Origin of the sequence: Phycicoccus sp. Soil803, assembly GCF_001429685.1 — a bacterium.
Lineage (GTDB): Bacteria > Actinomycetota > Actinomycetes > Actinomycetales > Dermatophilaceae > Pedococcus.
Map to the genome: position 1 here is coordinate 3,998,562 of NZ_LMST01000001.1, position 24,952 is coordinate 4,023,513.

At 70.6% G+C, this 24,952-nt stretch carries 21 protein-coding genes and 2 pseudogenes; 6 read left to right on the forward strand and 17 right to left on the reverse strand.

What is annotated here, in order from left to right; translation table 11 throughout:
* Window positions 1–68: 68 nt before the first annotated feature.
* A pseudogene (locus ASG95_RS22475) lies at window positions 69–2,748 on the reverse strand (hypothetical protein); the annotation flags it as partial.
* Window positions 2,749–3,042: 294 nt separating this feature from the next.
* Between ASG95_RS22475 and ASG95_RS18595 the strand changes: the two are divergent.
* Window positions 3,043–4,176 (forward strand): NADH-quinone oxidoreductase subunit D, encoded by a 1,134-nt coding sequence (locus tag ASG95_RS18595; protein ID WP_057378998.1) that lies wholly within the window; start codon window positions 3,043–3,045, stop codon window positions 4,174–4,176.
* A gap of 54 nt (window positions 4,177–4,230) precedes the next feature.
* On the opposite strand, the gene ASG95_RS18600 is transcribed toward ASG95_RS18595, so the two are convergent.
* The 10 genes from ASG95_RS18600 to ASG95_RS18645 form a co-directional block, all read right to left on the reverse strand.
* Window positions 4,231–4,701 (reverse strand): DUF3180 domain-containing protein, encoded by a 471-nt coding sequence (locus ASG95_RS18600; protein ID WP_162259425.1) that lies wholly within the window; start codon window positions 4,699–4,701, stop codon window positions 4,231–4,233.
* A complete protein-coding gene (folK, locus tag ASG95_RS18605) occupies window positions 4,698–5,582 on the reverse strand; it encodes a 2-amino-4-hydroxy-6-hydroxymethyldihydropteridine diphosphokinase (RefSeq protein WP_057378423.1) in 885 nt (294 codons plus the stop codon). The genes ASG95_RS18600 and folK overlap by 4 nt, the downstream gene beginning before the upstream one ends.
* Window positions 5,583–5,610: 28 nt before the next feature.
* Window positions 5,611–6,420: a dihydropteroate synthase gene (gene folP / locus ASG95_RS18610; RefSeq protein WP_057378999.1), complete on the reverse strand. Its 810-nt coding sequence runs from the start codon at window positions 6,418–6,420 to the stop codon at window positions 5,611–5,613.
* A gap of 65 nt (window positions 6,421–6,485) precedes the next feature.
* Window positions 6,486–8,207 carry a phosphatidylglycerol lysyltransferase domain-containing protein gene (locus ASG95_RS18615; RefSeq protein ID WP_057378424.1) on the reverse strand — a complete coding sequence of 574 codons (1,722 nt, stop codon included), beginning with the start codon at window positions 8,205–8,207 and terminating at the stop codon, window positions 6,486–6,488.
* Complete coding sequence (gene folE / locus ASG95_RS18620) at window positions 8,204–8,797, reverse strand: GTP cyclohydrolase I FolE (RefSeq protein ID WP_057378425.1); 594 nt, start codon at window positions 8,795–8,797, stop codon at window positions 8,204–8,206. The genes ASG95_RS18615 and folE overlap by 4 nt, the downstream gene beginning before the upstream one ends.
* Entirely contained in the window at window positions 8,787–10,883 is a 2,097-nt protein-coding gene (ftsH, locus tag ASG95_RS18625) for an ATP-dependent zinc metalloprotease FtsH (RefSeq protein WP_057378426.1), read from the reverse strand. The genes folE and ftsH overlap by 11 nt, the downstream gene beginning before the upstream one ends.
* A gap of 154 nt (window positions 10,884–11,037) precedes the next feature.
* On the reverse strand, window positions 11,038–11,574 hold the full coding sequence (hpt, locus tag ASG95_RS18630) for a hypoxanthine phosphoribosyltransferase (RefSeq protein ID WP_369820398.1): 537 nt from the start codon (window positions 11,572–11,574) through the stop codon (window positions 11,038–11,040).
* Window positions 11,575–11,627: 53 nt separating this feature from the next.
* Window positions 11,628–12,662, reverse strand: a complete 1,035-nt coding sequence (gene tilS, locus ASG95_RS18635) for a tRNA lysidine(34) synthetase TilS (RefSeq protein ID WP_057378427.1) — start codon at window positions 12,660–12,662, stop codon at window positions 11,628–11,630.
* 2 nt (window positions 12,663–12,664) lie between these two features.
* Window positions 12,665–13,738, reverse strand: a complete 1,074-nt coding sequence (locus ASG95_RS18640; protein ID WP_056921842.1) for a zinc-dependent metalloprotease — start codon at window positions 13,736–13,738, stop codon at window positions 12,665–12,667.
* Between the two features lie 14 nt (window positions 13,739–13,752).
* Window positions 13,753–15,192, reverse strand: coding sequence for a D-alanyl-D-alanine carboxypeptidase/D-alanyl-D-alanine-endopeptidase (locus ASG95_RS18645; RefSeq protein WP_057378428.1), 1,440 nt, complete (start codon window positions 15,190–15,192; stop codon window positions 13,753–13,755).
* A gap of 110 nt (window positions 15,193–15,302) precedes the next feature.
* Between ASG95_RS18645 and ASG95_RS18650 the strand changes: the two genes are divergently transcribed.
* Both ASG95_RS18650 and ASG95_RS18655 read left to right on the forward strand, forming a co-directional pair.
* On the forward strand, window positions 15,303–15,860 hold the full coding sequence (locus ASG95_RS18650; RefSeq protein ID WP_056921746.1) for an inorganic diphosphatase: 558 nt from the start codon (window positions 15,303–15,305) through the stop codon (window positions 15,858–15,860).
* A 143-nt stretch (window positions 15,861–16,003) separates the two neighbouring features.
* Window positions 16,004–17,182: a hypothetical protein gene (locus ASG95_RS18655; RefSeq protein ID WP_157582246.1), complete on the forward strand. Its 1,179-nt coding sequence runs from the start codon at window positions 16,004–16,006 to the stop codon at window positions 17,180–17,182.
* 14 nt (window positions 17,183–17,196) lie between these two features.
* Here the strand turns inward: ASG95_RS18655 and ASG95_RS18660 are convergent, their stop codons facing one another.
* The gene (locus ASG95_RS18660) at window positions 17,197–18,546 is read right to left on the reverse strand and encodes an NlpC/P60 family protein (RefSeq protein ID WP_057378430.1); all 1,350 of its coding nucleotides are present in this window, start codon (window positions 18,544–18,546) and stop codon (window positions 17,197–17,199) included.
* A gap of 372 nt (window positions 18,547–18,918) precedes the next feature.
* On the reverse strand, window positions 18,919–20,238 hold the full coding sequence (locus tag ASG95_RS18665; RefSeq protein ID WP_057378431.1) for a nitrate/nitrite transporter: 1,320 nt from the start codon (window positions 20,236–20,238) through the stop codon (window positions 18,919–18,921).
* Between the two features lie 64 nt (window positions 20,239–20,302).
* Between ASG95_RS18665 and ASG95_RS18670 the strand changes: the two genes are divergently transcribed.
* From ASG95_RS18670 to ASG95_RS18680, 3 genes are read left to right on the forward strand one after another with little or no spacing between them, the layout of a single operon-like run.
* On the forward strand, window positions 20,303–21,148 hold the full coding sequence (locus ASG95_RS18670; protein ID WP_057378432.1) for an alpha/beta fold hydrolase: 846 nt from the start codon (window positions 20,303–20,305) through the stop codon (window positions 21,146–21,148).
* Window positions 21,149–21,169: 21 nt separating this feature from the next.
* A complete protein-coding gene (locus tag ASG95_RS18675) occupies window positions 21,170–21,562 on the forward strand; it encodes a VOC family protein (RefSeq protein ID WP_057378433.1) in 393 nt (130 codons plus the stop codon).
* 35 nt (window positions 21,563–21,597) lie between these two features.
* Window positions 21,598–23,049, forward strand: coding sequence for an LLM class flavin-dependent oxidoreductase (locus ASG95_RS18680; protein ID WP_235544024.1), 1,452 nt, complete (start codon window positions 21,598–21,600; stop codon window positions 23,047–23,049).
* A 65-nt stretch (window positions 23,050–23,114) separates the two neighbouring features.
* Here ASG95_RS18680 and ASG95_RS18685 read toward each other — a convergent pair whose 3' ends face one another.
* The 4 genes and pseudogenes from ASG95_RS18685 to ASG95_RS18700 form a co-directional block, all read right to left on the reverse strand.
* Entirely contained in the window at window positions 23,115–23,699 is a 585-nt protein-coding gene (locus ASG95_RS18685; protein WP_057378434.1) for an ATP/GTP-binding protein, read from the reverse strand.
* On the reverse strand, window positions 23,680–24,051 hold the full coding sequence (locus ASG95_RS18690; protein WP_056921739.1) for a DUF742 domain-containing protein: 372 nt from the start codon (window positions 24,049–24,051) through the stop codon (window positions 23,680–23,682). Before ASG95_RS18690 ends, ASG95_RS18685 begins: the two co-directional genes overlap by 20 nt.
* 4 nt (window positions 24,052–24,055) lie before the next feature.
* A complete protein-coding gene (locus tag ASG95_RS18695; protein WP_056921840.1) occupies window positions 24,056–24,457 on the reverse strand; it encodes a roadblock/LC7 domain-containing protein in 402 nt (133 codons plus the stop codon).
* 4 nt (window positions 24,458–24,461) lie between these two features.
* Window positions 24,462–24,952 (reverse strand): annotated as a pseudogene (locus ASG95_RS18700) (hypothetical protein); the annotation flags it as partial.

The following is a 24,952-nucleotide window of genomic DNA, read 5'->3' on the forward strand; positions in this document are numbered from 1 at the left end:
GTGCGCGGTCGCCGTGTTCGCCACCGACCCGGCATCCACATCCGCCTGCGTCACCGTGTACACCGAGNCCACCGCGGGACCGGCCGGGGCGACCAGCTGGTCCGCGACCGTGATGTTGTGCAGGGTCACGGTGCCGGTGTTCTTCACCAGGAACGAGAAGGTGATCCGGTCACCCACCCCGGCCTTGCCGTCATTGTTTGCATCCGTGGTCAGCGCTGCCGACTTCACCAGCGACAGGCCCGGGCTCGCCGGCGGCACGGTCACCGTGCACTTGGGGTCCGTCGAGCCAGTCGCACAGTTCGTGTTCGGATTCGAGGACACGATCGTGTTGGTCAACGGGGCGGACGTCGAGGTCGCCGTGCTCTTCACCGTCACCGAGTAGGTGATCGTCGCCGTTGCCCCCGCAGCGAGCGCCCCACTCCAGCTGAGCACCGGGGCCGCGTAGGAAACGGTGCCGCTCGATGCCGTCGCGTTGCTGTTGTACGTCGCGTTGGCCAGGACGTTCGTGAGGTCGTCGGTGAAGGTAGCCGGGTTGGAGGAGGTCCAGTCCGCCGTTCCGGTGTTCTTCACCGCGACGGTGTACGTGACGGTATCCCCTGGTCCGTACATCGACTTGTCAGCCGTTTTCGTGAACGCCAGCGAGCAGGCGGAGGCCGGAGAGGCGATCGTGAAGGTCGCGGTGCCGGATGAGACGCCGATCGGCCCGTCGGTGGCCCCCCCGGGAATGGTCGTCACCGCGTTCGCCACGTCGGGTGCGGTGGTTCCGGTCGTGACACAGGTCTTGGGCACCGTCGTCTTGAAGCAGACCTGCATCGGGTCGCCGTTGTAGTTGAGGGTCACGGTCGGCTTCGCCGTTGCGTCGGCATTCAGAAGCTTGACCGATACCGTCAGCGAGGTCGTCGTCCCGGAATAGGGGATGGAGGAGAGGTCGACGACTTGTTGCGTGTTGCTCAGGGTGACGCCGGTAAAGCCGGGCAACGGGTTCCCGTTCGCGTCGGCCACGGTGAAGGTCGCGCCCGTGTACTGGCTCGACGTGAGACCGCTGATGGTGAAGTTCTTCCACCCGGTGACGTGGTTCGAGCCGCCATCACAGTAGTAGGCAGCGGGCCTGACGCTCACGCTTCCCGTTGAGGTTGTACAGGGGGCACCAGTCTTCTCATTGAAGAACTGCAGGACACCGGCGTCGCCGTCCTCGACGAGGCACCCCGGGAAGCTGCTCACCGAGCTGATCGTGTAGGCCGAGACACCGATCGGTGTGCCGCCGTTCAGCGTGGTCGAGGTCGGGTTGGTGAACCCAGAACAAGACCCACCCGACCCGCCATTGAGTGACCAGTCCCAGCAGGTGTAGGTCGTGACTGCGGTGCTTTGGTTGTTGTAGGCCATGAAGACCTTGGTCCCGCTCACATACACGCCGCCGGGGCCCGCGGAGCTGTTGTTGAGGTATCCGACCCAGCCGCTCGCCTGCTGCGGGTAGGACTGGCTCATCACCTGTCCGGAGGTGTTCCAGCATGTCCAGGCGTTCGCCGTCCCGGCCGCCGTTTGGAGGCAGGCGCCGATCATGCTCCCGGAGCTGTTGAGCACCGGCGCCATCGCCGCACTCCCGCCGCTGGAGACGGTCGTCTTGATCGGCGTGAAGCACGCCGAGTTGGTCACCGTGTTGTAACAGCCGAGGTAGACGCTGCCGTCCGCCGGGTTGAACGTCGTCGCCCAGACGTACGTCGACGAGCCGAAGGTCTGGACGTTGCCGCTGTATCCGAGGAACGCCAACGACGTGGTTCCCTGGCTCCACGGGAACAGCTGGAAGGAGGGCGGGGTGCAGGCCGCCTTCGTGGTGACGTCGAAGCAGTCGAGGTAGCCGGAGGAGTCGAGGAAGTAGAGCTTGCTGCCGATGATCCCCAGGCCCACGTTGTTGGTGGTGTAGATCCCGCCACCGGCGTTGCTCGTGCCGTTGGTGTAGTTGAGGTAGAACCCACACGAGGTATTCGTCGTGGTGTCGAAGCACGCCATGCCGTAGGTCTTGGTTCCGCTGATCGAGGCCGCGAACCAGATCTTCCCGGTAGCCGGATCCAGGTAGCTCCAGTTGTAGGTGCCGGTGACCAGGTCGCCGCATCCGTTGGTCGTGCAGAGGGAGCTACCCGACGTGGACTGGATGTTGCCGCCTCCGCCAGAGAAACCCGGGCACTGCGCACCCGAGATCAGGTTGTAGCAGTCGAGCTGGCGGCCAGCGCCGCCTCCCCCGCTCGGCGTGAAGTGGTGGTGGTTGAGGTAGACGTTGCCGTTGTAGGTCAGAGCCTGCCAGCCGTCGCCACCTGTCGTGCTGGTCTTGAAGCTCGAGGTCGGGGCGCCGAACGGGCTCGTCGCTCCGGTCGTCCCGGGCGCGACGGTGCCTGTCGCGCCCACGGCGTTGACCCCGGACGCGGGCTGCGTCGTGGTGTAGCTGGCACCTCCGTTGGTGGAGTACTGCCCCGTCATGCCCGGCGGAACCTGGAGCGAGCCGGGGACGTAGGCCTGGTCACCGGTGATCGGGTCGGTGATGTTCGCGTTCACCGACGTGCTCTGCGTGTTGGAGTAGTTGAGCACCCACTGGAGGGTGTCGCCGGGGTTGGCGGTCCCCGAAGCCCCGCCCGCCACGGCCGTGCTGCCGTTGGTCAGGTCCTTGCCAGTCTTCGTCAGCGTCCCGAGCCCCGTCGTTGCGGCGCTGGCGCGGCTCGCCGTGGCGATCGCAACCCCACTGAAGACCAGGGCCATCGCAATGAGAGCGCTGATCAGCGAGAACTGGCCATCAGTCCCCCAGCGGAAGAGCCGAGAGTGATGATGCGCAGAGTGGGAACGCGGCACGCGAGACCTCCAGGACGATCACGCCAGCATGGATGGCGCAATGGATGGCGAGCCGTGACAGCCGGCCCAAGTGAGAGACGGGTCAGTCACGCAAAGATGACGCGACCTCGGTGAGAACTTTTCGGCGCCCGTTCCTCGCCGCGCGGCATACGGCAGACTGACGGGGTGACCACGACGGAAGGCCGACGCGAGCTCACCGTCGGCATGGGCGCAGGCGGCCTGGCCACCGCCGACATGGTGCTCAACATCGGTCCGCAGCACCCCGCGACGCACGGCGTCCTGCGGCTGCGGATCGTGGTCGACGGCGAGCGGATCGTCTCGGCCGAGCCCATCGTCGGCTACATGCACCGTGGTGCCGAGAAGCTGTTCGAGGTCCGCGACTACCGCCAGATCATCGTCCTGGCCAACCGGCACGACTGGCTGTCGGCGTTCTCATCCGAGCTGGGCGTGGTGCTCGGCGTCGAGCGGATGCTGGGCATGGAGGTGCCCGAGCGGGCCGTCTGGGCGCGCACCCTGTTGGCCGAGCTCAACCGGGTCCTCAACCACCTGATGTTCCTGGGCTCCTACCCGCTCGAGCTGGGCGCCATCACGCCGATCTTCTACGCGTTCCGCGAGCGCGAGGAGCTCCAAGCGGTCATGGAGGAGGCGTCCGGCGGGCGGATGCACTACATGTTCAACCGCGTCGGCGGGCTGAAGGAGGACCTCCCAGCCGGCTGGCTCGACCGCGTCGCGTATGCCGTGCAGGCAGTCCGTGGGCGGCTCCCCGACCTCGAGGCGCTGATCGTCGGCAACGAGATCCTCGAGGCGCGGACGCGCGGCGTCGGCATCGTGACGCCGGAAACCATTGCAGCGTATGGGGTTTCGGGTCCCATCGCTCGTGCGGCGGGGGTCGACATGGACCTGCGGCGCGACGAGCCCTACCTCGCTTATGGCGAGCTGTTCGCGGACGGCGGTCCCGGTCGAGTGGTGACCCGCACGGCCGGCGACTGCTTGGCGCGCCTGGAGGTGCTGCTCGAGCAGGTGCACGTCAGCCTCGACCTCGCCGAGGCCTGCCTCGACCGGTTGCGGACGCTCCCGCAGGGCCCGGTGAACGTCAAGCTCCCCAAGGTGCTCAAGGTCCCCGAGGGCGACCTCTACACAGCGACCGAGAACCCGCTGGGCTTCAACGGCTACTACCTGGTGTCCCGCGGGGAGAAGACCCCGTGGCGGCTCAAGCTGCGCTCTGCGTCGTTCAACAACGTGGCGGTGCTGGCGGAGGTGCTGCCCGGCAACCTCATCGCCGACATGGTCGCGATCCTCGGCTCGATGTTCTTCGTGGTCGGCGACGTCGACAAGTAGTGGTGCAGTCACCAGACGGGTCGAGGTATTCGCCGACCCGGATCCGGTGGCGGATTACCTCGAACCGGAGGAGTCGTTCGGTGGGTCGACGCGGCACATCCGCTGGGTGAGCATGCCGGCACCCGCGAGCACCAGCGACGAAGCGGTGAGGGCGAGCAGCCGCCACAGCAGCGCGCGGTAGCCGGGCAGGTCGACATCGGCCAGGGCATGCGCCACCTGTGCGGCATACCAGCCCAGCACGGCCGACCCCGTCAGTGCGGCCGCCTGGGCGAGCACCAGCGTACGGGCGGCGCGGATCGGGCTGAGCGTCTTGCGGGCCTCGCCCCGCAGGAAGCGGCGCACCGGCAGCCCGGCCCCGATGACCAGGATCGCCATGGCGACGATCAGCACCGAGGAGACCCACGAGGCCGGTCCGAGGAGGTGCCCAGCGTTGAGGTAGAACCGCCAGCCGATCCAGGAGAGCAGGCCCACCACGAGGGCGAGCGCCACGAGCTGCGACCAGCGCAGGCCGCGGCCGTCGTTCACCACGGGCCCTCCAGGAGGTCGACGTCGGGTCCGGGCCGGACGCCGGACACGTCCATGCCGCTGACGAGGTCGGCGACCCGGCGGACCTGGCCCTCGACGCGCAGCACGGCCTCGCTGTCCGCCCGCAGCCACGGCACCAGCACGAAGCCGCGCTCGTGCGCCCGAGGGTGGGGCAGGGTGAGCGTGGGGCTGTCCATCACGACGTCGGTGTCGAAGACCGGGTCGCCGTACTGGATCAGGTCGAGGTCGAGCGTCCGCGGGCCCCAGTGCACCTCGCGGGTGCGTCCGTGGGCCCGCTCGATGTCGTGCAGCCCGGCCAGCAGCGACGAGGGCGCCAAGTGGGTCGTGCCCGTCACCACCGCGTTGAGGAAGACCGGCTGCTCGGGTCCACCGACGGGGTCGGTCTCGACGGGGGCCGAGACCTCGATGATGTCGATCAGGCCGTAGAGCGAGATCGCGGCGTCATGGAGGGTCTCGATCGAGTCGCCGATGTTGGAGCCCATCGCGATGACCACGTGGGACTGCCGCTCCCTCGTCACCCGGACCTGCACGTCGGTGAACGGGTGCCCCACCGGGGCCTCCGGCTTGTGCACCACGACTTCGACCGCCTCGACGAGCGGCCTGGCCAGCACCCGGTCGGCGATGCGCGAGGCGAGCGCCTCGATGAGGTCGAGCGGGTCGCCCTCGATCAGCGCCACGACGTCACCGGCGACCTCGGCGTAGTTGACGGTGTCGGCGAGGTCGTCGCTGGCGCCGGCGGGCGCGAGGTCGACGTGCATGGTGACGTCGACGACGAACACCTGCCCGTCGCGCTTCTCGAAGTCGAGCACGCCGTGGTGGCCCTTGGCCGAAATGCCCTTGAGCACGATCTGGTCGGTCACTGCTGCCCCTCTGTCCTGGTTGCGGTCGTCACGGGGCACCCTTGCCGGCCGACTCGATGGCCTGGGCGACCCGCATCGCATCGAGGGTCGAGGGCACGTGGTGCACGCGCACCCCCCACGCTCCCAGACGGGCCGCGTGCATGGACGTTGCGGCGGTGACCACGTCGCGGTCGAGCGGAGGCCGCGGGTCGCCACCTGGCGCGACACCCACCCGGCCGAGGAAGGTCTTGCGCGACGTGCCGACGAGGAGGGGGTGGCCGAGCTCGAGCAGCCGGTCGAGACCGCGCAACAGGGACCAGTTGTGGGCGGTCAGCTTGGCGAACCCGAACCCGGGGTCGAGCACGATCCGGCTGGGCTCGAGACCCGCTGCGACGAGCTCCCGCGCCCGCTCGGAGAGCTCGGACACCACGTCGGCGACCACGTCGTCGTAGACCGCCTTGGACTGCATGTCGGCGCTGTGCCCCCGCCAGTGCATCGCGACGAACGGCGCACCGGCGCCTGCCACGACGCCGACCATGCCCTCGTCGGCGAGGCCACCGCTGACGTCGTTGACGATCCCGGCACCGGCCCGCAGGGCTTGCGCCGCAACCTCGGCGCGCATCGTGTCGACCGAGACGAGCGCACCCTCGTCGGCGAGCGCCGACACGACCGGCAGCACCCGACGGAGCTCCTCGGCCACCGTCGGTCGCTCGGCCCCGGGACGGGTCGACTCGCCGCCCACGTCGAGGATGTCTGCGCCCTGGGCCAGCAGCTCGCGGCCGTGCTCGATCGCCGCCGCGGGCTCGAACCACTGGCCGCCGTCGCTGAAGGAGTCAGGGGTCACGTTGACCACGCCCATGACGACCGGGAGCCCGTCGGCCCGCCGAAGGGGCCACTCGAAGGCGCCGGCACCCGGTGCGACGGTCACGCGCCACCCCCGAGGCGACCGAGCTTGGGCCAGGTCAGGAACGCCTCGGCCTCCAGCGCCGCCAGCCCCACCCGGGGCAGGTCGGACCCCGACGGGTAGACCAGGAACCGTGGCTGCCACTGCGGCTGGAACTTGGCGTTGAACCGGTAGAGGCTCTCGATCTGCAGCCACCGCGACGCGAAGAGCAGCACCCGCCGCCAGGCCTTGAGCACCGGCCCGGCACCGAGCTTGCCGCCGCGCTCGAGCACCGAGCGGAACGCCGCGAAGTTGAGCGAGACCCGCTGCACGCCGAGCCCCGGGGCCGCCGCGAGGGTCTCGGTGATCATCAGCTCGTTGACGCCTGCGTCGGCCGTCGCGTCGCGACGCATGACGTCGAGCGACATGCCGTCGGAGCCCCAGGGGACGAACTGCAGGAACGCGCGCACGACCCCATCCTGCCGTGCCGCCACGAAGACGCACTCGGGATCGCTCTCCTCGAGCAGCCGGCCGAGCGCCATTGAGAACCCACGCTCGGTGGCGCTGGACCGCCAGGCCGCCGCGTCGGCGAGGGCCTTGTCACGCACCTCGGCGGTGACGTCGCGGACGCGGCACACCTCCACGGCATACCCGGCCCGCGCGACCCGGCCGACCATCTGGCGCACGTTGCGCATGGGACGACCGGTGAGGGTGAAGGCGGAGGCGTCGACGACGGCCTCGTCGCCGAGCTCGAGGGCGGTGAAGCCGGTCTCGCGGACCCAGATGGTCCCGGCGTGCTCGGAGCAGCCGAGGACGGCGGGGGTCCAGGCGTGCGCGCGGGCCTCGGCCAGGAAGGCCTGGATCGCGCCCGGCCACGCCTCGGGGTCGCCGACGGGGTCGCCGCTGGCGAGCATCACGCCCGAGACGACGCGGTAGGCGACGGCCGACTTGCCCGACGCGGACCAGACCACCGACTTGTCGCGGCGGGTGTTGAAGTAGGCGAGCGAGTCGCCGTGCAACCCGACCAGCCGTCGCAGCGCCACCTCGTCGGCGTCGGTCAGCGAGGGCCTCGGCTCGGGCGGGCGCAGGGCGAGGTAGACGGGCGTCAGGAGCGTCATCAGCCCGAGCCCCAGCAGCAGGAACCCCACGATGTCCGCCGCCCGGTCCTGACTGAACTCGACCGGTCCGTCCAGGCCGACCATCCCGAGCCCGAGCTCCTGCACCAGGTCGCCCAGGCCCGGGAAGCCACCCAGGAGGTCGCGGCGGTTGAGCCACAGCACGAAGCCGCCGATGACGACGGAGACGACCAGGAGCAGCACGAACGCCCGCACCGCCCGCCACCTCGTCGTCGGGTCGCCGAGCGCCCGGAACTCCGCCCGGTGCCGCACGAGCAGGCCCAGCCCCACCAGGGAGATGAGGGCCGAGGCCGGTTCGGTCTTGATGGCGTGCAGGACCACGGACAGGGTCAGCAGCGCGACCGCCGCCCGCCAGGCCCGCCGCTTGCGTCGCTTGAGCGAGTGGCCGAGCACGATGAGGAAGATGCCGGAGACGACGGTGGCCGCCGCTGCTGCGTCGGAGAGCGCGCCGGGCAGCACCTCGGTGAGCCCGTGCAGGTGCACCCGCCAGGAGTGCAGCAGGCCGGTCAGCAGGTCGAGGGTGCCGACGACATAGGTCAGGGTGCCGAGCAGCCGTGGCGCCCGCGAGGCCGTGAGTATGCCGGGGAGCTTGGGGGTGGTGGGGCGCGCGAGATCGCGTCCGGTCACCGCTTGCCACCCAGGAGCAGCGCCATCGCCTCGGCCCGGGTGGCTGCGTCGCGCAGCTGCCCGCGGACCGCCGACGTGATGGTGCGCGACCCGGGCTTGCGGATGCCGCGCATCGACATGCACAGGTGCTCGCACTCGACGATCACGATGACCCCCTGGGCGCCCAGGTGGGTGCACAGCGCGTCCGCGACCTGCGTCGTGAGCCGCTCCTGCACCTGGGGCCGACGGGCGTACATCTCCACGAGCCGGGCGATCTTGGACAGACCGGTGACCCGGCCGTCCTTGGCGGGGATGTAGCCCACGTGGGCGACCCCGTGGAAGGGGACGAGGTGGTGCTCGCACATCGAGTAGACCTCGATGTCGCGCACCAGGATCATCTCCTCGTGGTCGATCTCGAACGTCTTGGAGAGGACCTCCGCCGCGTCGAGGGACAACCCCGCGAAGAACTCGCCGTAGGCGCGGGCGACCCGGGCCGGCGTGTCGGTGAGCCCGTCGCGGTCGGGGTCCTCACCGATGGCGATCAGCAGCTCGCGCACCGCAGCCTCGGCACGAGCCTGGTCGACCACGTGCCTCCCGCGCTCAGTGGGCATTCGGATCGACCTGGCCACCCTCGGGGATCTCGATCACCTGGGTGGGCGGGTGCTCCTCCGGGGCCTTCACCGCACCGGCCTCGGCAGCCTTGTCGATCGCCTCGGCAGTGGCGCGGTCGGTGCCCGCGGCCTCCAGCGGCGCCGCTGAGCCGTTCTGCGCGGCCTTCTCCGCCGGCGTGAGCACGGGGGGCTGGTCGGACAGGAACCGGGTCTCGCTCGACAGCCAAGTCGGGCGGAGCGGCCGCTTGCGGATCGGGGCGAAGATCGTCGCGAGCTCCTTGGCGTTGAGGGTCTCGTGCTCGAGCAGGTCGAGGACGAGCTTGTCGAGGATGTCGCGGTTGTCGTTGATGACGTGCCACGCCTCGTCGTGCGCCGCGTCGATGAGCTTGCGCACCTCCTCGTCGACGACCCCGGCGACCTCCTCGGAGTAGTCGCGCTGGTGGCCCATGTCGCGGCCGAGGAACACCTCGCCCTGCGACTGGCCCAGCTTGATCGCGCCGATCCGCTCGCTCATCCCGAACTCGGTGACCATCTTGCGGGCCATGCCGGTGGCCTTCTCGATGTCGTTCGAGGCACCGGTGGTGGGGTCGTGGAAGACGACCTCCTCCGCGACGCGCCCGCCCATGGCGTAGGACAGCTGGTCGAGGATCTCGTTGCGGGTCGTGGAGTACTTGTCGTCGGTCGGCATCACCATCGTGTAGCCGAGGGCCCGACCGCGGGGCAGGATCGTCACCTTCGTCACCGGGTCGAGGTGGTTCATCGCCGCGGCGACGATGGCGTGGCCGCCCTCGTGGTAGGCGGTGATCTTGCGCTCCTTGGCCGACATGATGCGGGTGCGCTTCTGCGGGCCGGCGATCACGCGGTCGATGGCCTCGTCGAGCGCGGCGTCGTCGATGAGCTTGCCGTCGCTGCGGGCGGTGAGCAGGGCCGCCTCGTTGAGGACGTTGGCCAGGTCGGCGCCGGTGAAGCCGGGCGTGCGGCGGGCGACGGCGAGCAGGTCGACACCGGTGGCCATCGGCTTGCCCTGCGAGTGCACCTCGAGGATCCGGTGGCGACCGATCATGTCGGGCGCCTCGACCGCGATCTGGCGGTCGAACCGGCCCGGGCGCAGGAGCGCCGGGTCGAGGATGTCGGGGCGGTTGGTCGCCGCGATGAGGATGACGTTGGTCTTGACGTCGAAGCCGTCCATCTCGACCAGCAGCTGGTTGAGGGTCTGCTCGCGCTCGTCGTGGCCACCGCCGAGACCGGCACCACGGTGCCGGCCGACGGCGTCGATCTCGTCGACGAAGACGATGGCGGGGGCGTTGGCCTTGGCCTGCTCGAACAGGTCACGCACCCGGGACGCACCCACACCGACGAACATCTCGACGAAGTCCGAGCCGGAGATCGAGTAGAACGGCACGCCCGCCTCGCCGGCGACGGCGCGCGCGAGCAGGGTCTTGCCGGTGCCGGGAGGACCGTAGAGCAGGACGCCCTTGGGGATCTTGGCGCCGACCGCCAGGAACTTGGCCGGCTCGGCCAGGAACTCCTTGATCTCGTGGAGCTCCTCGACGGCCTCGTCAGCGCCGGCGACGTCGGCGAAGGTGACCTTCGGGGTGTCCTTGGTGGCGAGCTTGGCCTTGGACTTGCCGAACTGCATGACGCGGGAGCCGCCGCCCTGCATCTGCGTCATGAGGAACCAGAACAGGCCCAGCAGGATGATGATCGGCAGGAGCGAGCCGAGCAGCGAGAGCAGCGGGTTGGTGTCCTTGTTGACCTGGTTGATGCGGCCGGGCGGGGTGTTGTCCTCGAGCAGCTTGATGAAGGTCGGACCGGCCGCCTCGACGTACTCCGTGCGCACCTTGGTGGCGTTCTTGACGTTCTTGCCGTCGGAGTAGGTCTCGCCCTTCTTCAGGTCGAGGTCGACGATCTCGTTGTTGGTGACGACCGCCCGCTCCACCTTCTTCTCGGCGATGAGCTGCTGCGCCGCGGAGGTGTCGATCCGCGTGTAGCCACCTGCGTCGCTCAGGCTGAAGACCATCAGCGTGATCGCGATGACGGCGATGACCCAGAACAGGGGTGCCCGAAGGATGCGCTTGAAATCCATGTGTGTAGCGGGGCTGGCCGCCCCGTTCCTCCTGCTCGCTCACGCTCTGTGCCGTGCCCGGCCTGGGCACGGCTCTGCCACGACGGTACTACGCGGTACCGGGGTGGTTCGTGCTGGACAACGACCCGGATGGGCCCGGTGTTCCGGCTACGCCTCAGGCGTAGACGTGGGGCGCGAGGGTCCCCACTTCGCGCAGGTTGCGGAACTTCTCCGCGTAGTCGAGGCCGTAGCCCACGACGAACTCGTTGGGGATGTCGAAACCGACCCATTTCACGTCGATCTCGACCTTGGCCGCCTCGGGCTTGCGCAGCAGGGTGCAGATCTCCACGGAGGCCGGGGAGCGCGACTCGAGGTTGGACTTGATCCACGACAGCGTGAGCCCGGAGTCGACGATGTCCTCGACGATCAGCACGTGCTTGCCGGTGATGTCGGTGTCGAGGTCCTTGAGGATGCGCACCACACCGGACGACTTGGTGCCGGAGCCGTAGGACGACACCGCCATCCAGTCGACGGGGGCCGTGCCGGGCAGCGCGCGCGACAGGTCGGCCATCACCATGACGGCACCCTTGAGCACACCCACCAGCAGGAGGTCCTTGCCGTCGTACTCCGCCCAGATCTCCGTGGCCAGCTCGTCGAGCCTGGCGAGGATCTCCTCCTCGGTGATGAGGACCTTCTCGAGATCGGCTCCCATGTGGGCAGCGTCCACGGCTCAAACTCCCTCAGTTGTCGGCTCGGGGTGCGGGGCTATTCAACCCGAGCGGGTGGGCCGATGGATACCCGGCCGTCCGAGCGGGTGGCCTGCAGTGGTCCCGGGAGGCTCACCGGGCCCTGTCCGTGCCAGTCCGTGAGCAGTGCGTCGCACGCCTCGGTATGCCGCGTGCTCACCTGTCCGGCCGGCGCTCCGGCGGCGACGACGAGCCGACGCCACACCCGGGTGCGCACGGGGCGGGCCAGCGCGAGCATCGCATCGACCGCCACCCAGACCCCGGCACCCTCCGGCCGGTTCGATGTGAACACGCCGGGGATCTCCGGCGATTTCACATCGAATCGGGAGAGGGCCGCGTCGGCGAGGGCATCGAGGTGGTCGGCGTCCTCCCTCAGCTGGTCGGCAGTGCGGGCCAGCGCGGCGGCGACCCCCGGTCCGAGGTCGCGCTCGAGGTCGACCAGCGCCCGCCGAGCCCGGACCCTGGTGAACGCGGGGTCGTCGTTCATCGGGTCGTCCCACCACGTCAGCCCCTCGGCCACGCAGGACGCCCTGGTCTGCTCCCTCGTCACGCCCAGGAGGGGACGTCGGAAGCGGCCGCGAGCCCGCGGCATACCGGCGAGGGAGCGGGCCCCGGAGCCACGGGCGAGGCCGAGGAGCACCTGCTCCGCCTGGTCGTCGAGGGTGTGGCCGAGCAGCACCAGCCGAGCCCCGTGCCGGTCCGCGGTAGCGGTGAGCGCTGCATACCGGGCGTCTCGAGCGGCCGACTCGAGCCCGTCCGCACCGGCGTCGACCTCGACCCGGACGGTGCCCACCGGCGCCAGCCCCAGAGCCGAGCACTGCCCGCCGGCCCGCTCGGCCACGGCTGCGGAGTGGGCGTTGAGGCCGTGGTCGACGACGACGGCACCGGCCCGGACGGCGAGCTTCGACGCCTCGAACGCCACGGCAGCCGCGAGCGCGAGTGAGTCCGCTCCCCCGCTGCAGGCCACCAGGACCAGGTCGCCGGGGTCGCACTCCCTCAGCACCGCACGAACGGCATTGCGGGTGGCGGCCGTCGCCGGGTGGGGACCGGTCACGGTCAGCCGTGGACCCGGGCGACCCAGGCCGACGGCGTCTCGATCTCGGTCGGCTTGGGCAGGGTCTCGGGCGACTCCCAGACCCGGTTGAAGCCGTCCATGCCGACCTGGTCGACCACCGAGCGGACGAAGACGGCGCCGTCGCGGTACTGCCGCATCTTGGCCTCGAGGCCGAGCAGTCGGCGCAGCACCCGGTCGAACGCACCCACACCCTTGCGGCGCTCGTTGAACCGGCTGCGGATCTGCGCGACGGACGGGATCACCTGCGGCCCGACCTCGTCCATGACGACGTCGGCGTGACCCTCCAGCAGGGACATGACGGCGGTGACCTCGGCGAGCTGGGCGCGCTGCTCGGGCGTCGCGATCAGGTCGGTGAGTCCCGCACCGCCACTCCTGAGCGACTCCGGCAGCTGCTTGCCGAGTCGCGACAGGGTCTCCTGCAGGGACTCGGCGTCGGGCACCATGTCGGACGCCAGCGTGCGCACCCGGTCGATCATGTGGTCGCGCAGCCACGGCACGGCGGTGAACTGCACGCGGTGGGTCTCCTCGTGCATGCAGACCCAGAGACGGAAGTCGGCCGGGTCGACCTTGAGCTCGCGCTCGACCTGGACGAGGTTGGGGGCGACCAGCATGAGCTGGGGTGTGCCGCCGGGGGCTAGGTCGTACTGACCGAGGACCTTGCTGGACATGAACGCCAGCAATGCCCCCGCCTCGCCGCCGGTGACCTTGCCGCCGATCGCCTGCACGGTCTGGTTGGGCACGGACTTCTGCGCGTCGACGAGCTTGCCGAAGACCGGGTCCATCAGCGCCGACATCGAGTCGGCGTTGAGCGAGATCCAGGTGCGGCGGTCGACGACCACGGGACCCGGGGCATCCCCGGGCGCGTGCAGCCGGGCGGTCTCGGCGACCGGCTGCTGCGCGGCCAGCGCCGCTGCGCGCACCGAGGCGACGACCTCGGCGGCCTCCGCCCCGGTCACCTTCGGTCCAGCCGGGACGAGCCGGGCGCCGGTGGACTTGGCGAACTGCCAGTCGACATAGCGGGTGACGTGCGGTGCTGCGGCGTCGGACACGGTCATCCCCTCACGGTAGGTCAGGGACACCCGCAGGTCGCGAGCACCGCCACGAAGCGGTCCAACGCGGCCCGTGCGTTGAGGGTTCCGGCGCCTCCCGGGAGTCCGTCGGCCAGCACGACGTAGGACAGCACCCGGCCGTCGGCATCCATCACCGTGCCGGCCATCGCACTGGTCCCGGTGAGGGTGCCGGTCTTGGCCCGGGCGAGCCCGGCCACGGCGTGGGTGTTCTTCGCCTGGAACCGGGTGGCGAGCGTGCCGGTCAGCCCCGCCACCGGGAGCCTCGAGATGGTGTCCTGCAGCGCGGGCACCGAGCCGTCGGCCCCCAGCTGGAGCACGTCGGACAGCACCTGGGGCGGGATCGCCTGACCCGCGGTCAGCCCGCTGGTGTCCTTGAGCCGCACCCCGGTGAGGTCCACCCCCTGGGCCTGGACCGCCTTCCGCACGAAGGCGACCGCCGCGGCGAACGTGGCCGCGCTCCCCTCCTTCACCGCGGCCTGGCGCGCCAGGCCCTCGGTGAGCGCGTTGTCGCTCTCGTCGAGAGCCAGCGCGAGCAGGTCACCCACGGGCGCGGACTCCACCCGCCCCAGCTCGGTGGCGCCGGCCGGCACGGGCGTCGACCAGGTGCTCTCGCGGGTCAACGTCGCGCTGATGCCGACCTTGCCGAGCGCGGCCACGAACGCCGCACCGGTGACCGCCTCCGGGTCCCGCGGCGCCGGACGGTAGGGAATGGCCCGCTGGCCGGCGAGGCCGAGCATGGACACGCCACCGGTGAAGCCGGCGTTGACGTCGGCCTGGCTCCAGCCGGGCGCCCAGCGGGCTCCCTTGGCGTAGGTGGTGTCCAGCCGCAGCGTGACCTTGGTCGTGCCCGCGGCCTGCAGGGCGGCTCCGACCTGGGCGGCGAGGTCGCCGAGCCCGGCCCGTCCCTCGACGGCAGTGGGTGAGCCCTTGCCCTTGGCCAGCATCGTGTCGCCGCCGGCGACCAGGACCACCTCGCCGGGCTGGGTCCCCTGGACCACCCTGGTGGGGAAGGTCACCAGCGGGTCGAGCGTGGTCCCGACCGCCAGCGCGGTGAGCAGCTTGGCGGTCGAGGCGGGCACCCGCGGGGTGGTCGCGGCCTTGGTGAACAGGGTCTGACCCGTGAAGGCGTCGCGGACGACGACCCCGGGCCCGGGACGCAGTGCCGGGTCGGCGACCACCGGCCCGAGGACCGTGGCCAGCCCGGCGGGGGTGGGGATGGGGGCGCTGGCCGAGGCGGGCTGGAGCGGCTGGGCAGCGGGGTCGACGGTCGGGACCGCCACGGTGGTGGGCGTCGCGGTGCCGGTCGGCGTGGGTGTGGTGGCAGCCGCCTGCGGCTGCGCCCTGGTGAGGATCCCCGGGACGACGTCGAAGACGTCCAGCGCGGCGTACGCGACGGCGAGGAGGACAACGGCCAGCGCGGCGGCCAGGAATCGACGCACTCGACCCCCTCAGCGCTGGACTTGCGTCATACGGAACACTTAGCCGCGAGCCTAGGTCATCAGGCACGCGCACCAAGCCCAGGCATGCGCACTACGGAAGGGACATCGTCGTGGAGTTCGACGTCACCATCGAGATCCCGAAGGGTCATCGCAACAAGTACGAGGTGGACCACGAGACCGGCCGCATCCGGCTGGACCGCCTGCTGTTCACCTCCACCCGCTACCCCGCCGACTACGGCTACGTCGAGGACAGCCTCGGCGAGGACAGCGACCCGCTCGACGCCCTGGTGCTCCTGGAGGAGCCCACCTTCCCCGGCTGCCTGGTGCGGGTCCGCCCGATCGGGATGTTCCACATGCGCGACGAGGCCGGCGGCGACGACAAGATCCTCTGCGTGCCGGCCGGTGACCCGCGTCAGGCCCACCTCGTCGACCTCGAGCAGGTGAGCAGCTTCGACCGGCTCGAGATCCAGCACTTCTTCGAGACGTACAAGGACCTCGAGCCCGGCAAGTCCGTGGAGGGCGCCCACTGGGCGGGCCGCGAGGAGGCCGAGCGCGTGGTGCGCGAGGCGATCCAGCGCGCCAAGGAGGCCGGCATGACGACCGCTCGCTGGCGCATGCCCGACGTCTCCGCGGAGCCGATGTCCGAGGCCAAGCCCCCCACCGACTGACCCAGCGCGGACGGGCTCACCGTCGCAGAGAGCCGCCCCCCGTAACGCGGCGAGGACGACGCGCGTCTTCATGGTGATGTTCCCCCGGTGCTGTAGGCACACCATCACCAGACAGCGCCCCACGTGGGCTGAAGGAGACCGCCATGTCCACTCGCAGGGCAGTCCTCAGGCGGATGGGCGTCGGCGCCCTCGTCACGACGGGCGTCACGCTCGCAGGGGCCTCGCCGTCGGGCGCGGCAGTCGCGTCCGCCGGCGACGAGATCCTCCTCGACTCCTATTCGGGCACCGACGACCAGAAGCTCACGGCCGCCCTCGCCGCGGCCAAGGCCTCCACCCCACGCAGGCCCATCCGGCTCGCGGCGCGGAGCCACACCTTCAGCCTGACCCGCACGACCTTCAGCGGCCTGCGGATCCTGGGGCCCAACATCGGCTGGCAGAACCCCGAGATCGGCGGGAGCAACGGCGCCCTGCCGCAGTGCACCGTCACCCTCAACTGTGGCTCCGGCGCCAGCGCGTGGCTCGTGGGGACCGCGACCACCTACGACGTCACGGTCGCCGGGATCTGCTTCCTGTCCTCCAACGGGGTCACGCAGTTCTACCACCACCCCTTCAGCGCGGGGACGTCCTACGCGACGCGCCTCGACACGCTCACCTTCTTCGGCTTCAAGCACGTCCTCGGCACCCCGGCCGACCCGTTCTCGGCGACCCTCAACACGTGGGCCGGCGACTGGACCCTCGTCGGCGTGCAGGACACCCAGTTCTCGCTGCGCGGCTCGGACAACTGGTTCGTCCCGTCGTCGATGAACTACGGCTGGGCCGGCGACAACGGCGGCAAGTACCTCATGCGCTTCTCCAACGTGGCCAAGTCCAGCGTCAAGCACCTCTACCTGACGGCGCGAGGGGGATCCCGCGGGGTCCTCGTCGAGGGGACGGCGTCGCAACAGGGCGGGCTCGCGTTCTCCGACTGCGTGATCGAGGGCCAGAACGCCGGCGACCCGGCCATGGGCGCGCTGATCGTCGTCAAGGGTGGGGGCGTGTCGTTCACGAACACCCGCCTCAACTTCGGGATGGCGCGCCCCAGTGACTTCACCGACCAGCAGGACACCGCCCTGGTCATGGTCACGGGCGGGGTGTGCCTGCTCACCCACACCTGGGTCAACCGGGCCACCGCCACGGCCGAGTCGGTCCCCGTGGTGGCGGTGTCCGGCGGCCAGGCGCACGTCTCGACCCTGATGGGCATGGGCGGCAACTGGACCGGCAGGCCGAAGACGACGCGGACCGGTGGGGTCCTCGTGGCTGACTCGACGGTCACCGCGGCCTGAAGCCTGCACGTCCCCTAGGGGCGGCCGCCGTAGGGCACCAGGTCCGAGCGGTAGATCGAGGCGTAGCGGACGTTGGCGCCGGTGTAGGGCGCCTCGATCATCTGGCCACTGCCGACGTAGAGGCCGACGTGGTGGCTGTCAGCACCCGAGCTGCCGTAGAAGACGAGGTCGCCGGGTCGCAGGTCGCTGATCGCGACCCGGGCGGTCTCACCCCACTGGGCGCCGGTGTAGTGCGACAGGTTCACCCCGGCCCGCTGCCAGGCGCGCATCGTGAGGCCGGAGCAGTCGAAGCTGTTCGGGCCGTCGCCGCCCCACTGGTAGGGCTTGCCGATCTGGGCACGGGCGTACGCGAGGACCGCGGACACACCACCGTTGGTCGAGGGCGGCGGGGGCGGCGGGTTCTCCGGCTGGGGCTGGGGACGCGGCTTGTTCTGCGAGGCGGCCGCCTCGGCGGCCTCGGCCGCGGCCTTCTGGCGCGCCGCCTCCTCCGCCGCGCGGGCGGCCGCGGCGCGGGCGGCGCGCTTGGCGGCGGCAGTCTTGGCGGCCTGTGCGCGCTCGGCGGCGAGCCGGGCCTGCCGGGCGGCCTCGGCAGCGGCAGCGCGCGCCGCAGCGGCGGCGGCCAGCCCGTCCTGGCGCTGCCGCTCCAGAGTGACCGACGTCTTGCGGAGGGTGGCGAGTTGCACGGTGAGCGAGCTCTGCTGCTTCTGGATCTGGGCTGCTGCTGACTTCGCCTCGTCGGCCTGCGACTGGGCGGCGTTGCGGGCCGCCTCCGCGGCCTGGGCGGCCTTGGCCTGCGCGGCCTCGGCCTGCGCGGCCTGCTGACGCATGGTGTCGGCCACGATCGAGGCGGCGGCGGCCTTCTGGAGGTTCTGCGCGCGGGCGTCGCTCACGGCCTCCAGGGCGGTGGCGCGGTCCATCAGGTCCTGCGGTCCGGTGCTCGACAGGTAGGCCTCGAGCTCACCGAGGTTGCCGCCCTGCTGGTAGACGCTGGCGGCGTAGCGGCGCACCTGCAGGCCGGCCGAGTCCGCGACGTCCTGGGCCTGCGCCGCGCGCTTCTTGGCGGCGGTCGTCTCGGCCGAGCGCTGGTCGAGCTCGTAGCGGGCCCCGTTGTAGGCCTCGGCGGCCGCTGCGGCCCGGTCCTGCACCTGGGCGAGCCGGGCGCTGGCGGCGACGTACTGCGCGTCGAGGCTGGCGATCCGGCCGCTCGTGGTCGCGACCGCGGTCTTGGCCCGGTCCACCTGGGACTTCGACGGGTACACCGGGTCGGCAGCTGCCGAGAGCGAGAGGGACACCGCGAGGACGCCGACCATCGACAGTGTCGCGCCGGTGCGCAACGCGCGGCGTGCGGGGAGGGCCTTCGGCACTGGGGGATGCCTCTCGAGTGGGTGTCCGGGGTGAGTAGGTGACAGCCGGACGAGACTAGAGCCGCCTTTTCACTCAAAACCCTTTGGTCACACAAAACCCACGCCTTACAGTCCGATCCGGGAAATGACATCTTTGTGATTACCGGAGTTACACGGATGTCTTTCAGCAGGTAACGACGCTGCTTCGATCAGGTGTCCAGCAATGGTCTCGAATCGGTAACGAAATCGGCGTTTTCGCAGGTGAGAGCCCCTGAGGAGCGGGTTTGGCCGATTCCGCCCAGTCGTCGGTTTGACCCGGTTTCCGGCTCGCTGGACATGCCTCGGCGACGATTTCCCGGCGGGTGCCCCTCGACCCCGGCGAGGGAGGCGGCGTCAGGGGGTGATGGACTCGCCCGAGCGAAGCGCCTCGTAGGCCTCCGGATCGCTCTCGCGCAGCCCCCGCCGGGTCTTGCGCCGGTAACGCAGGATCTGCACGACGCCGGCCCCCCAGACGAGGTACTGGACCGACATCGCAGCCCGGAAGGTGTCCACGTCATAGGTGCTCGGACCGCCCGGCGCGACCCGGTCGAGGATGATGCCGATCAGCGTCACGGTGGACAGCGAGGCCAGGAAGCCGCCGACGTTGACGATGCCGGTGGCGCTCCCGAGCCGGGTCGGGGGGTTGAAGGTCCTGGCCAGGTCGAAGCCGACCAGCGAACCCGGGCCCCCGACCGCCGTGATGACGACGAGCACCACCAGCAGCGGCAGCGGCGCCCGCCCCGGCCACAGCAGCACCACCGCCCAGACCGACATGATGGCGAAGACGATGCCGAGGATGAGGGTCGAGCGCGAGAACGGGTACTTCGTCACGAACCCACCGATCAGCGGGCTCGACACCACCGTCGTCACCGTCATCAGCATCAGCAAGGTGCCGGCAGTGGATGGCGAAAGTCCTTGTCCCGCAACGAGGAACGGATAGCCCCACAGCAGGGCGAACACCGTCGCACCGAACTGCGCTGAGAAGTGCGACCAGAGGCCGAGCCTGGTGCCGGGCGTGCGCCAGGCGGCCCGGACGCTCCGGGCCAGGGCCCGGACCTTGATCTGGTCGAGCTCGTGGTCGGGGTTCGGGGAGTCCCGCACGACGACCAGGACGATCGCGGCGAGGGCGACCCCGAACAGGGCGGCTCCCCGGTACGACGGCGTCCAGCCCCAGGTGTGCAGCGCGTAGACCAGCGGCGTGGCCGCGATCAGGGCACCCAGCTGGCCGAGCAGGCCGGTCAGCTGGGACACCATCGGGATGCGTAGCGGCGGGAACCACAGGGCCACGATCCGCAGCAGCGGGATGAAGATCATGGCGTCGCCGATCCCGACGAAGACCCGCGCCAGGATGCCGATGGCGAACGAGTCGGCATACGCGAACCCCAGCTGGGCCACCGTCATCAGGGTGACGCCGCACAACAGCAGCCGCTTGGACCCGAAGCGGTCGAGCAACGCCCCGACCGGGATCTGCATGGCGGCGTAGACGAGCAGCTGCACCATGGTGAACACCGACAGCTGGGTGGCCGCGATGTCGAACCGCTCGCTCGCGAGCAGGCCGGCCACACCGAGCGAGCTCCGGTGGAACACCGCCAGCACGTAGACCGACACCGACGCGGCATACACGATCCAGGCCCGCCGGCCACCGAGGGGGAACTGGGGGGCGGGCTTGGTCACGCCCCATTCTCCCGCACGCCCACGTCCGCTCGGGCCGGGGGTGAGCGCCGGGTAGGTTCGCGGGATGCAGGAGTTCACCCGAGACGGCCTGGTCTTCGACGTCAGCGACGCAGACCGCGACCGGGGCGACCCCTCGTCAGAGCTGGTGCTGCTCCTGCACGGCTGGCCGCAGGACCGCCACACGTGGTCGCAGGTGACTCCAGCGCTCGTCGAGGCCGGCCTGCGGGTCGTGACGTTCGACCAGCGCGGCTACTCCCCCCGCGCGCGACCTCGTGGACGCCGGGCCTACCGGATGGAGGAGCTGGTTGCCGACGTCCTCGCCCTGCTCGACGAGCTCGGGACCGCGCGGGTCCACCTGGTCGGCCATGACTGGGGTGGCTCGGTCGCGTGGGCCTTCGCCGAGCGTCACCCCGAGCGGCTGCGCAGCCTGACCGTGCTGTCCACCCCGCACCACCACGCCATCGCCTGGGCGATGCGTCATGGCGACCAGGCGCGGCGCAGCTGGTACCTCGCCGCGTTCCAGCTCCCCACCATCCCCGAGCTGGTCCTGCGGCGCCGGTTGGCGCCCGCCCTGCGCCGCTCCGGCCTGCCCGAGCACCACGTGCAGAGGTATGCCGCGCGCTTCCGCGAGCCGGGCGCGGCCAGTGGCGGCCTGGCTTGGTACCGAGCAATTCCCCTGCGGCGCAAGGGATCCAGCAACTCCATCGCACGCCGGGTGTCCACCCCCACCGCGTACGTCTGGGGTCGGGACGACCCCGCCCTCGGACGGGCGGCGGCCGAGCGGACCCGTGCCCACGTCGCGGCCGACTACACCTTCACCGAGCTCGACGCGGGCCACTGGATCCCCGAGACCCACCCCGCCGAGGTCGCGGCTGCGATCCTCGAGCGGCGACGCACCCTCCCGCAGTAGATTCTCGCCAGGAGGTGGGTGATGACCGCTGGCACGGGCCTGGCGCAGGTGGCCCAGTACGCGCAGGACCTCGACCGGGCGGCAGCCTTCTACGAACGACTGCTCGGCGCACCACCGCTGGCCCGCTTCGACCCGCCAGGGCTGCTGTTCTTCGCCCTCGGCGGCGGCACCAGGCTCCTGCTCGAGGAGGGTGCCGGCTCCGCGCTGCTCTACCTGAAGGTGGACGACGTCCCCACCCGCATCGAGGAGCTCCGGGCCGAGGGCGTGGTCGTCGAGGCCGAGCCGCACATCATCTTCAGCCACACCGACGACAGCCTGGGACCGGCGGGACACGATGAGTGGATGGCGTTCATCCGGGACAGCGAGGACAACCTCGTCGGGCTCGTGAGCCACGCTCCGAGGGCAGAGAGCTGACCGCAGCGGGACCCCTCCCCGACCACGCGCTGGTCGTGCTGGTCGGGCCCAGCGGTTCGGGCAAGTCGACTTGGGCGGCGCAGCACTACCGGCAGCAGGAGGTGGTGTCGTCAGACGCCCTGCGGGCGGTGGTCGGCAGTGGCGAGTTCGACCTCGACGCCTCGGCCGACGCCTTCGCCCTGCTCCACCAGATCGTGGCCGGCCGGGCTAGGCGTGGTCTCACCGTGGTGGTCGACACCCTCGGCCTCGACCCGGACCTGCGCGACCGGCTGCGCGAGCAGGGGCGGATGGCCGGGCTGCCCTGCGTCGCAGTGCTCTTCGAGACACCGGAGTCCGTCGCCCGCCAACGCAACGCCACCCGCGACCGTCCCGTGCCGGCCCGGGTCCTGGGCCAGCAGCACGCCGCCTTCGCACGGGCCCGCGAGGCAGTCGCCGACGAGGGCTGGGACGAGGTGCGTGTCGTCGTGGACTCCCCTGCTCCGGCTCAGGGCGCTGACGTCGTGGACGGTCCGGTACCGCGCCCGGCGAGCGAGGCTCACGGCGTTCGACAGCAGGCCTGGCCGGAGGTCGTGCTCCAGGTGTCCCGGTTCCCCTGGGGTGCCGATCCGGCCGGCTGGCTGCGCTCGATCGCAGTCGCCGCGGACGAGCACGGCTTCGCCGGGATCGCGTTGATGGACCACCTGATCCAGATCCCCCAGGTGGACCGCGCGTGGGAGCCGATCCCCGAGCCTTGGGTGACGCTGGGGATGCTCGCCGGGCTAGACACCAACCTGCGGCTCGGGACCCTGGTCTCACCGGTGACCTTCCGTGCGCCGGGGATCATTGCGAAAACCGTTGCCACCCTTGACGTCCTGTCGGGTGGACGGGCCTTCGTCGGACTCGGCGCGGGGTGGTGGGAGCGGGAGCACCAGGCGTTCGGCCTTCCCTTCCCGGCCGCCGCCGAACGGCTCGACCTCTTGGAGTCGTGCATCGAGACGCTCCACGCGTTGTGGGACAAGGGCACCAAGGCGTATGCCGGGACGCGCGTCACCCTGCCCGAGACCACGGCATACCCGCGGCCCGTCGGGCGACCACAGGTGATCGTGGGCGGCTCCGGGGAGCGGCGCACGCTGCGGATCGCGGCCGCGCAGGCGGACGCGTGCAACCTCCCCAGCAACGAGGACGTGCTCGCCCACAAGCTGGCCGTGCTGCGGGCGCACTGCGCCGAGGTCGGCCGCGACCCCGCGGAGGTGGCCGTGACCGTGCTCGACCTCCCCGTCGTGGGGACCGACCGCGACGACACCTGGCGCAGGGTCGAACGATTGCGGGGCCGGACCGCCGCAGCAGCGTTCGCCAGTCGTCACCACGCCGGCGAGGCGAGGAGCCACCGCGACCGGTACCGCCGGCTCGCCGACGAGTTCGGGGTCAAGACGGTGTTCGTCGGGCTGCCCGACCTGGCGGGCCCGGACGACGTCGCCCGCCTCGCGTCAGTGCTCGACCCGGGCTGAGCGCTAACGACTCACGACGGAGCCCGGCAGCCCCAGGGCGGCCGGGCTCTGTCGATGGTGTGGGGTCAGGCCGAGGCCTTCACCCCGGTGAGCTGGGTCAGGGCGAACTCCGTGATCCGCACCAGCGCCTGCTTGGCGGACTCGCGGTCACGGGCGTCGACCTCGATGACGGGGATGTGCGACGGGATGGCCAGGGCCTCCCTGATGTCGTCGGGGCCGAACTCCTGCGAGCCGTCGAACTGGTTGAGCGCGACGATGAACGGCAGGCCCTTGGCCTCGAAGTAGTCGACGGCGGCGAAGCTGTCGTCGAGGCGACGGACGTCGACCAGCACGACGGCACCGATGGCACCCTTCACCAGGTCGTCCCACATGAACCAGAAGCGACGCTGGCCGGGGGTGCCGAAGAGGTAGAGAACGAGGTTCTCGGCGAGGGTGATGCGGCCGAAGTCCATCGCCACCGTGGTGGTGTGCTTCTGCTGCACCTTGGAGATGTCGTCCTGGCCCTCGGACTCGTTCGTGACGAGTGCCTCGGTGCGCAGGGGGTCGATCTCGGAGACGGCACCAACGAAGGTGGTCTTGCCGACGCCGAAGCCGCCGGCCACGACAATCTTCGTCGAGGCGCTGTTGCGGTTAGAGGGCGCGTAGTCCACTGAGTGTCCTTTCAATCAGTTCACGTCGTTCGTCGGATGTCGTGTTTTCGGAGATGGTCGTGCGGGTCTTCAGGTGACCCGCGGTGACCAGGTCACCCAGGAGAACCCGAGCGACGCCGAGCGGGATGTGCAGCTTTGCCGAGACCTCGGCCACCGACTCGGTCGCCGCGCAGAGCTCGATGATCCGGCCGGAGAGGTCGCCCTCGGGCCAAGTCGTGGAGCGGCCGGACGGCAGCACCTCGAACGTGGCCTCGATGGGGAGGTCGACCACGGACTCGGTCCGTCCTGACGTCAGCGCGTAGGGCCGGACCAGGCGGGGGCCTGCCGACACGTCGCGTCCGTCTGGCGCCATGGGACTAGCCCGTCATGGGGGTCCGGGCAGACGCGTCGATCATCTTGCCGACGCGGTCAACCAGAACCGCCATCTCGTAGCCGACCTGACCGATGTCAGAGTCGGTGCTGGTGAGTGCTGCCAGGTGCGAGCCGTCTCCGACACTCATGAGGAGCAGGTAACCCAGCTCCATCTCGATGACGGACTGGAGGACCGTGCCACCCTGGAACAGGCGAGCCGCACCAGAGGCGAGGCTGGCCATGCCCGAGGCCACGGCTGCCATCTGCTCGGCCCGATCCACGGGGAGCTGCTCGCTGGCGGCCATGGGAAGCCCGTCGGCCGAGACCAGGATGGCGTGTGACACGCCAGGGGTCTCCGTCGCGAACTTGGCCACGAGCCAGTCGTACTCGCCCTTGGGCTGGGCCATGGCGTCAGTGGTGAACATCGGCTTCCTCTCGGTGTGTTCCATCTTGTGCCTCGGTGCGAGCGGAGCTCACACCGTTCTTGTGGCGGTTGAGGTTGCGGCGGATCGCTTCGGGATCGCGTCGCGATGCTGCGGGGGCAGCGGGCTTCTCGTCGGCCTCGTCGACCGCACCGGGGATCAGGTAGTTCCCGGGGCGTCGCTTGGGGAGACCGGCTGCTGACTCTTCCAGGGGTTGGGTCTCCTCGATCCGTGCTGCGGCAGACCAGGCCTGGTCCGCCTCGTTGGTGGACCACGACGTCGCCGCGGCTGCCGAATCGGTGTCATCCGTCAGCCAGCGGGACATCATCGCCCGGAAGATGGGGGTGTCGTTGAGGTTGCCGCTGGGCGCCTCCGCCGGCTCGGCCTCCGGGTCGACGTCAGCCTCGGCCACGACCGGCTCGACCTGCTCCGGCTCGACGTGCTCGGCCTCGACCTGCTCGACCTGCTCCGGCTCGACGT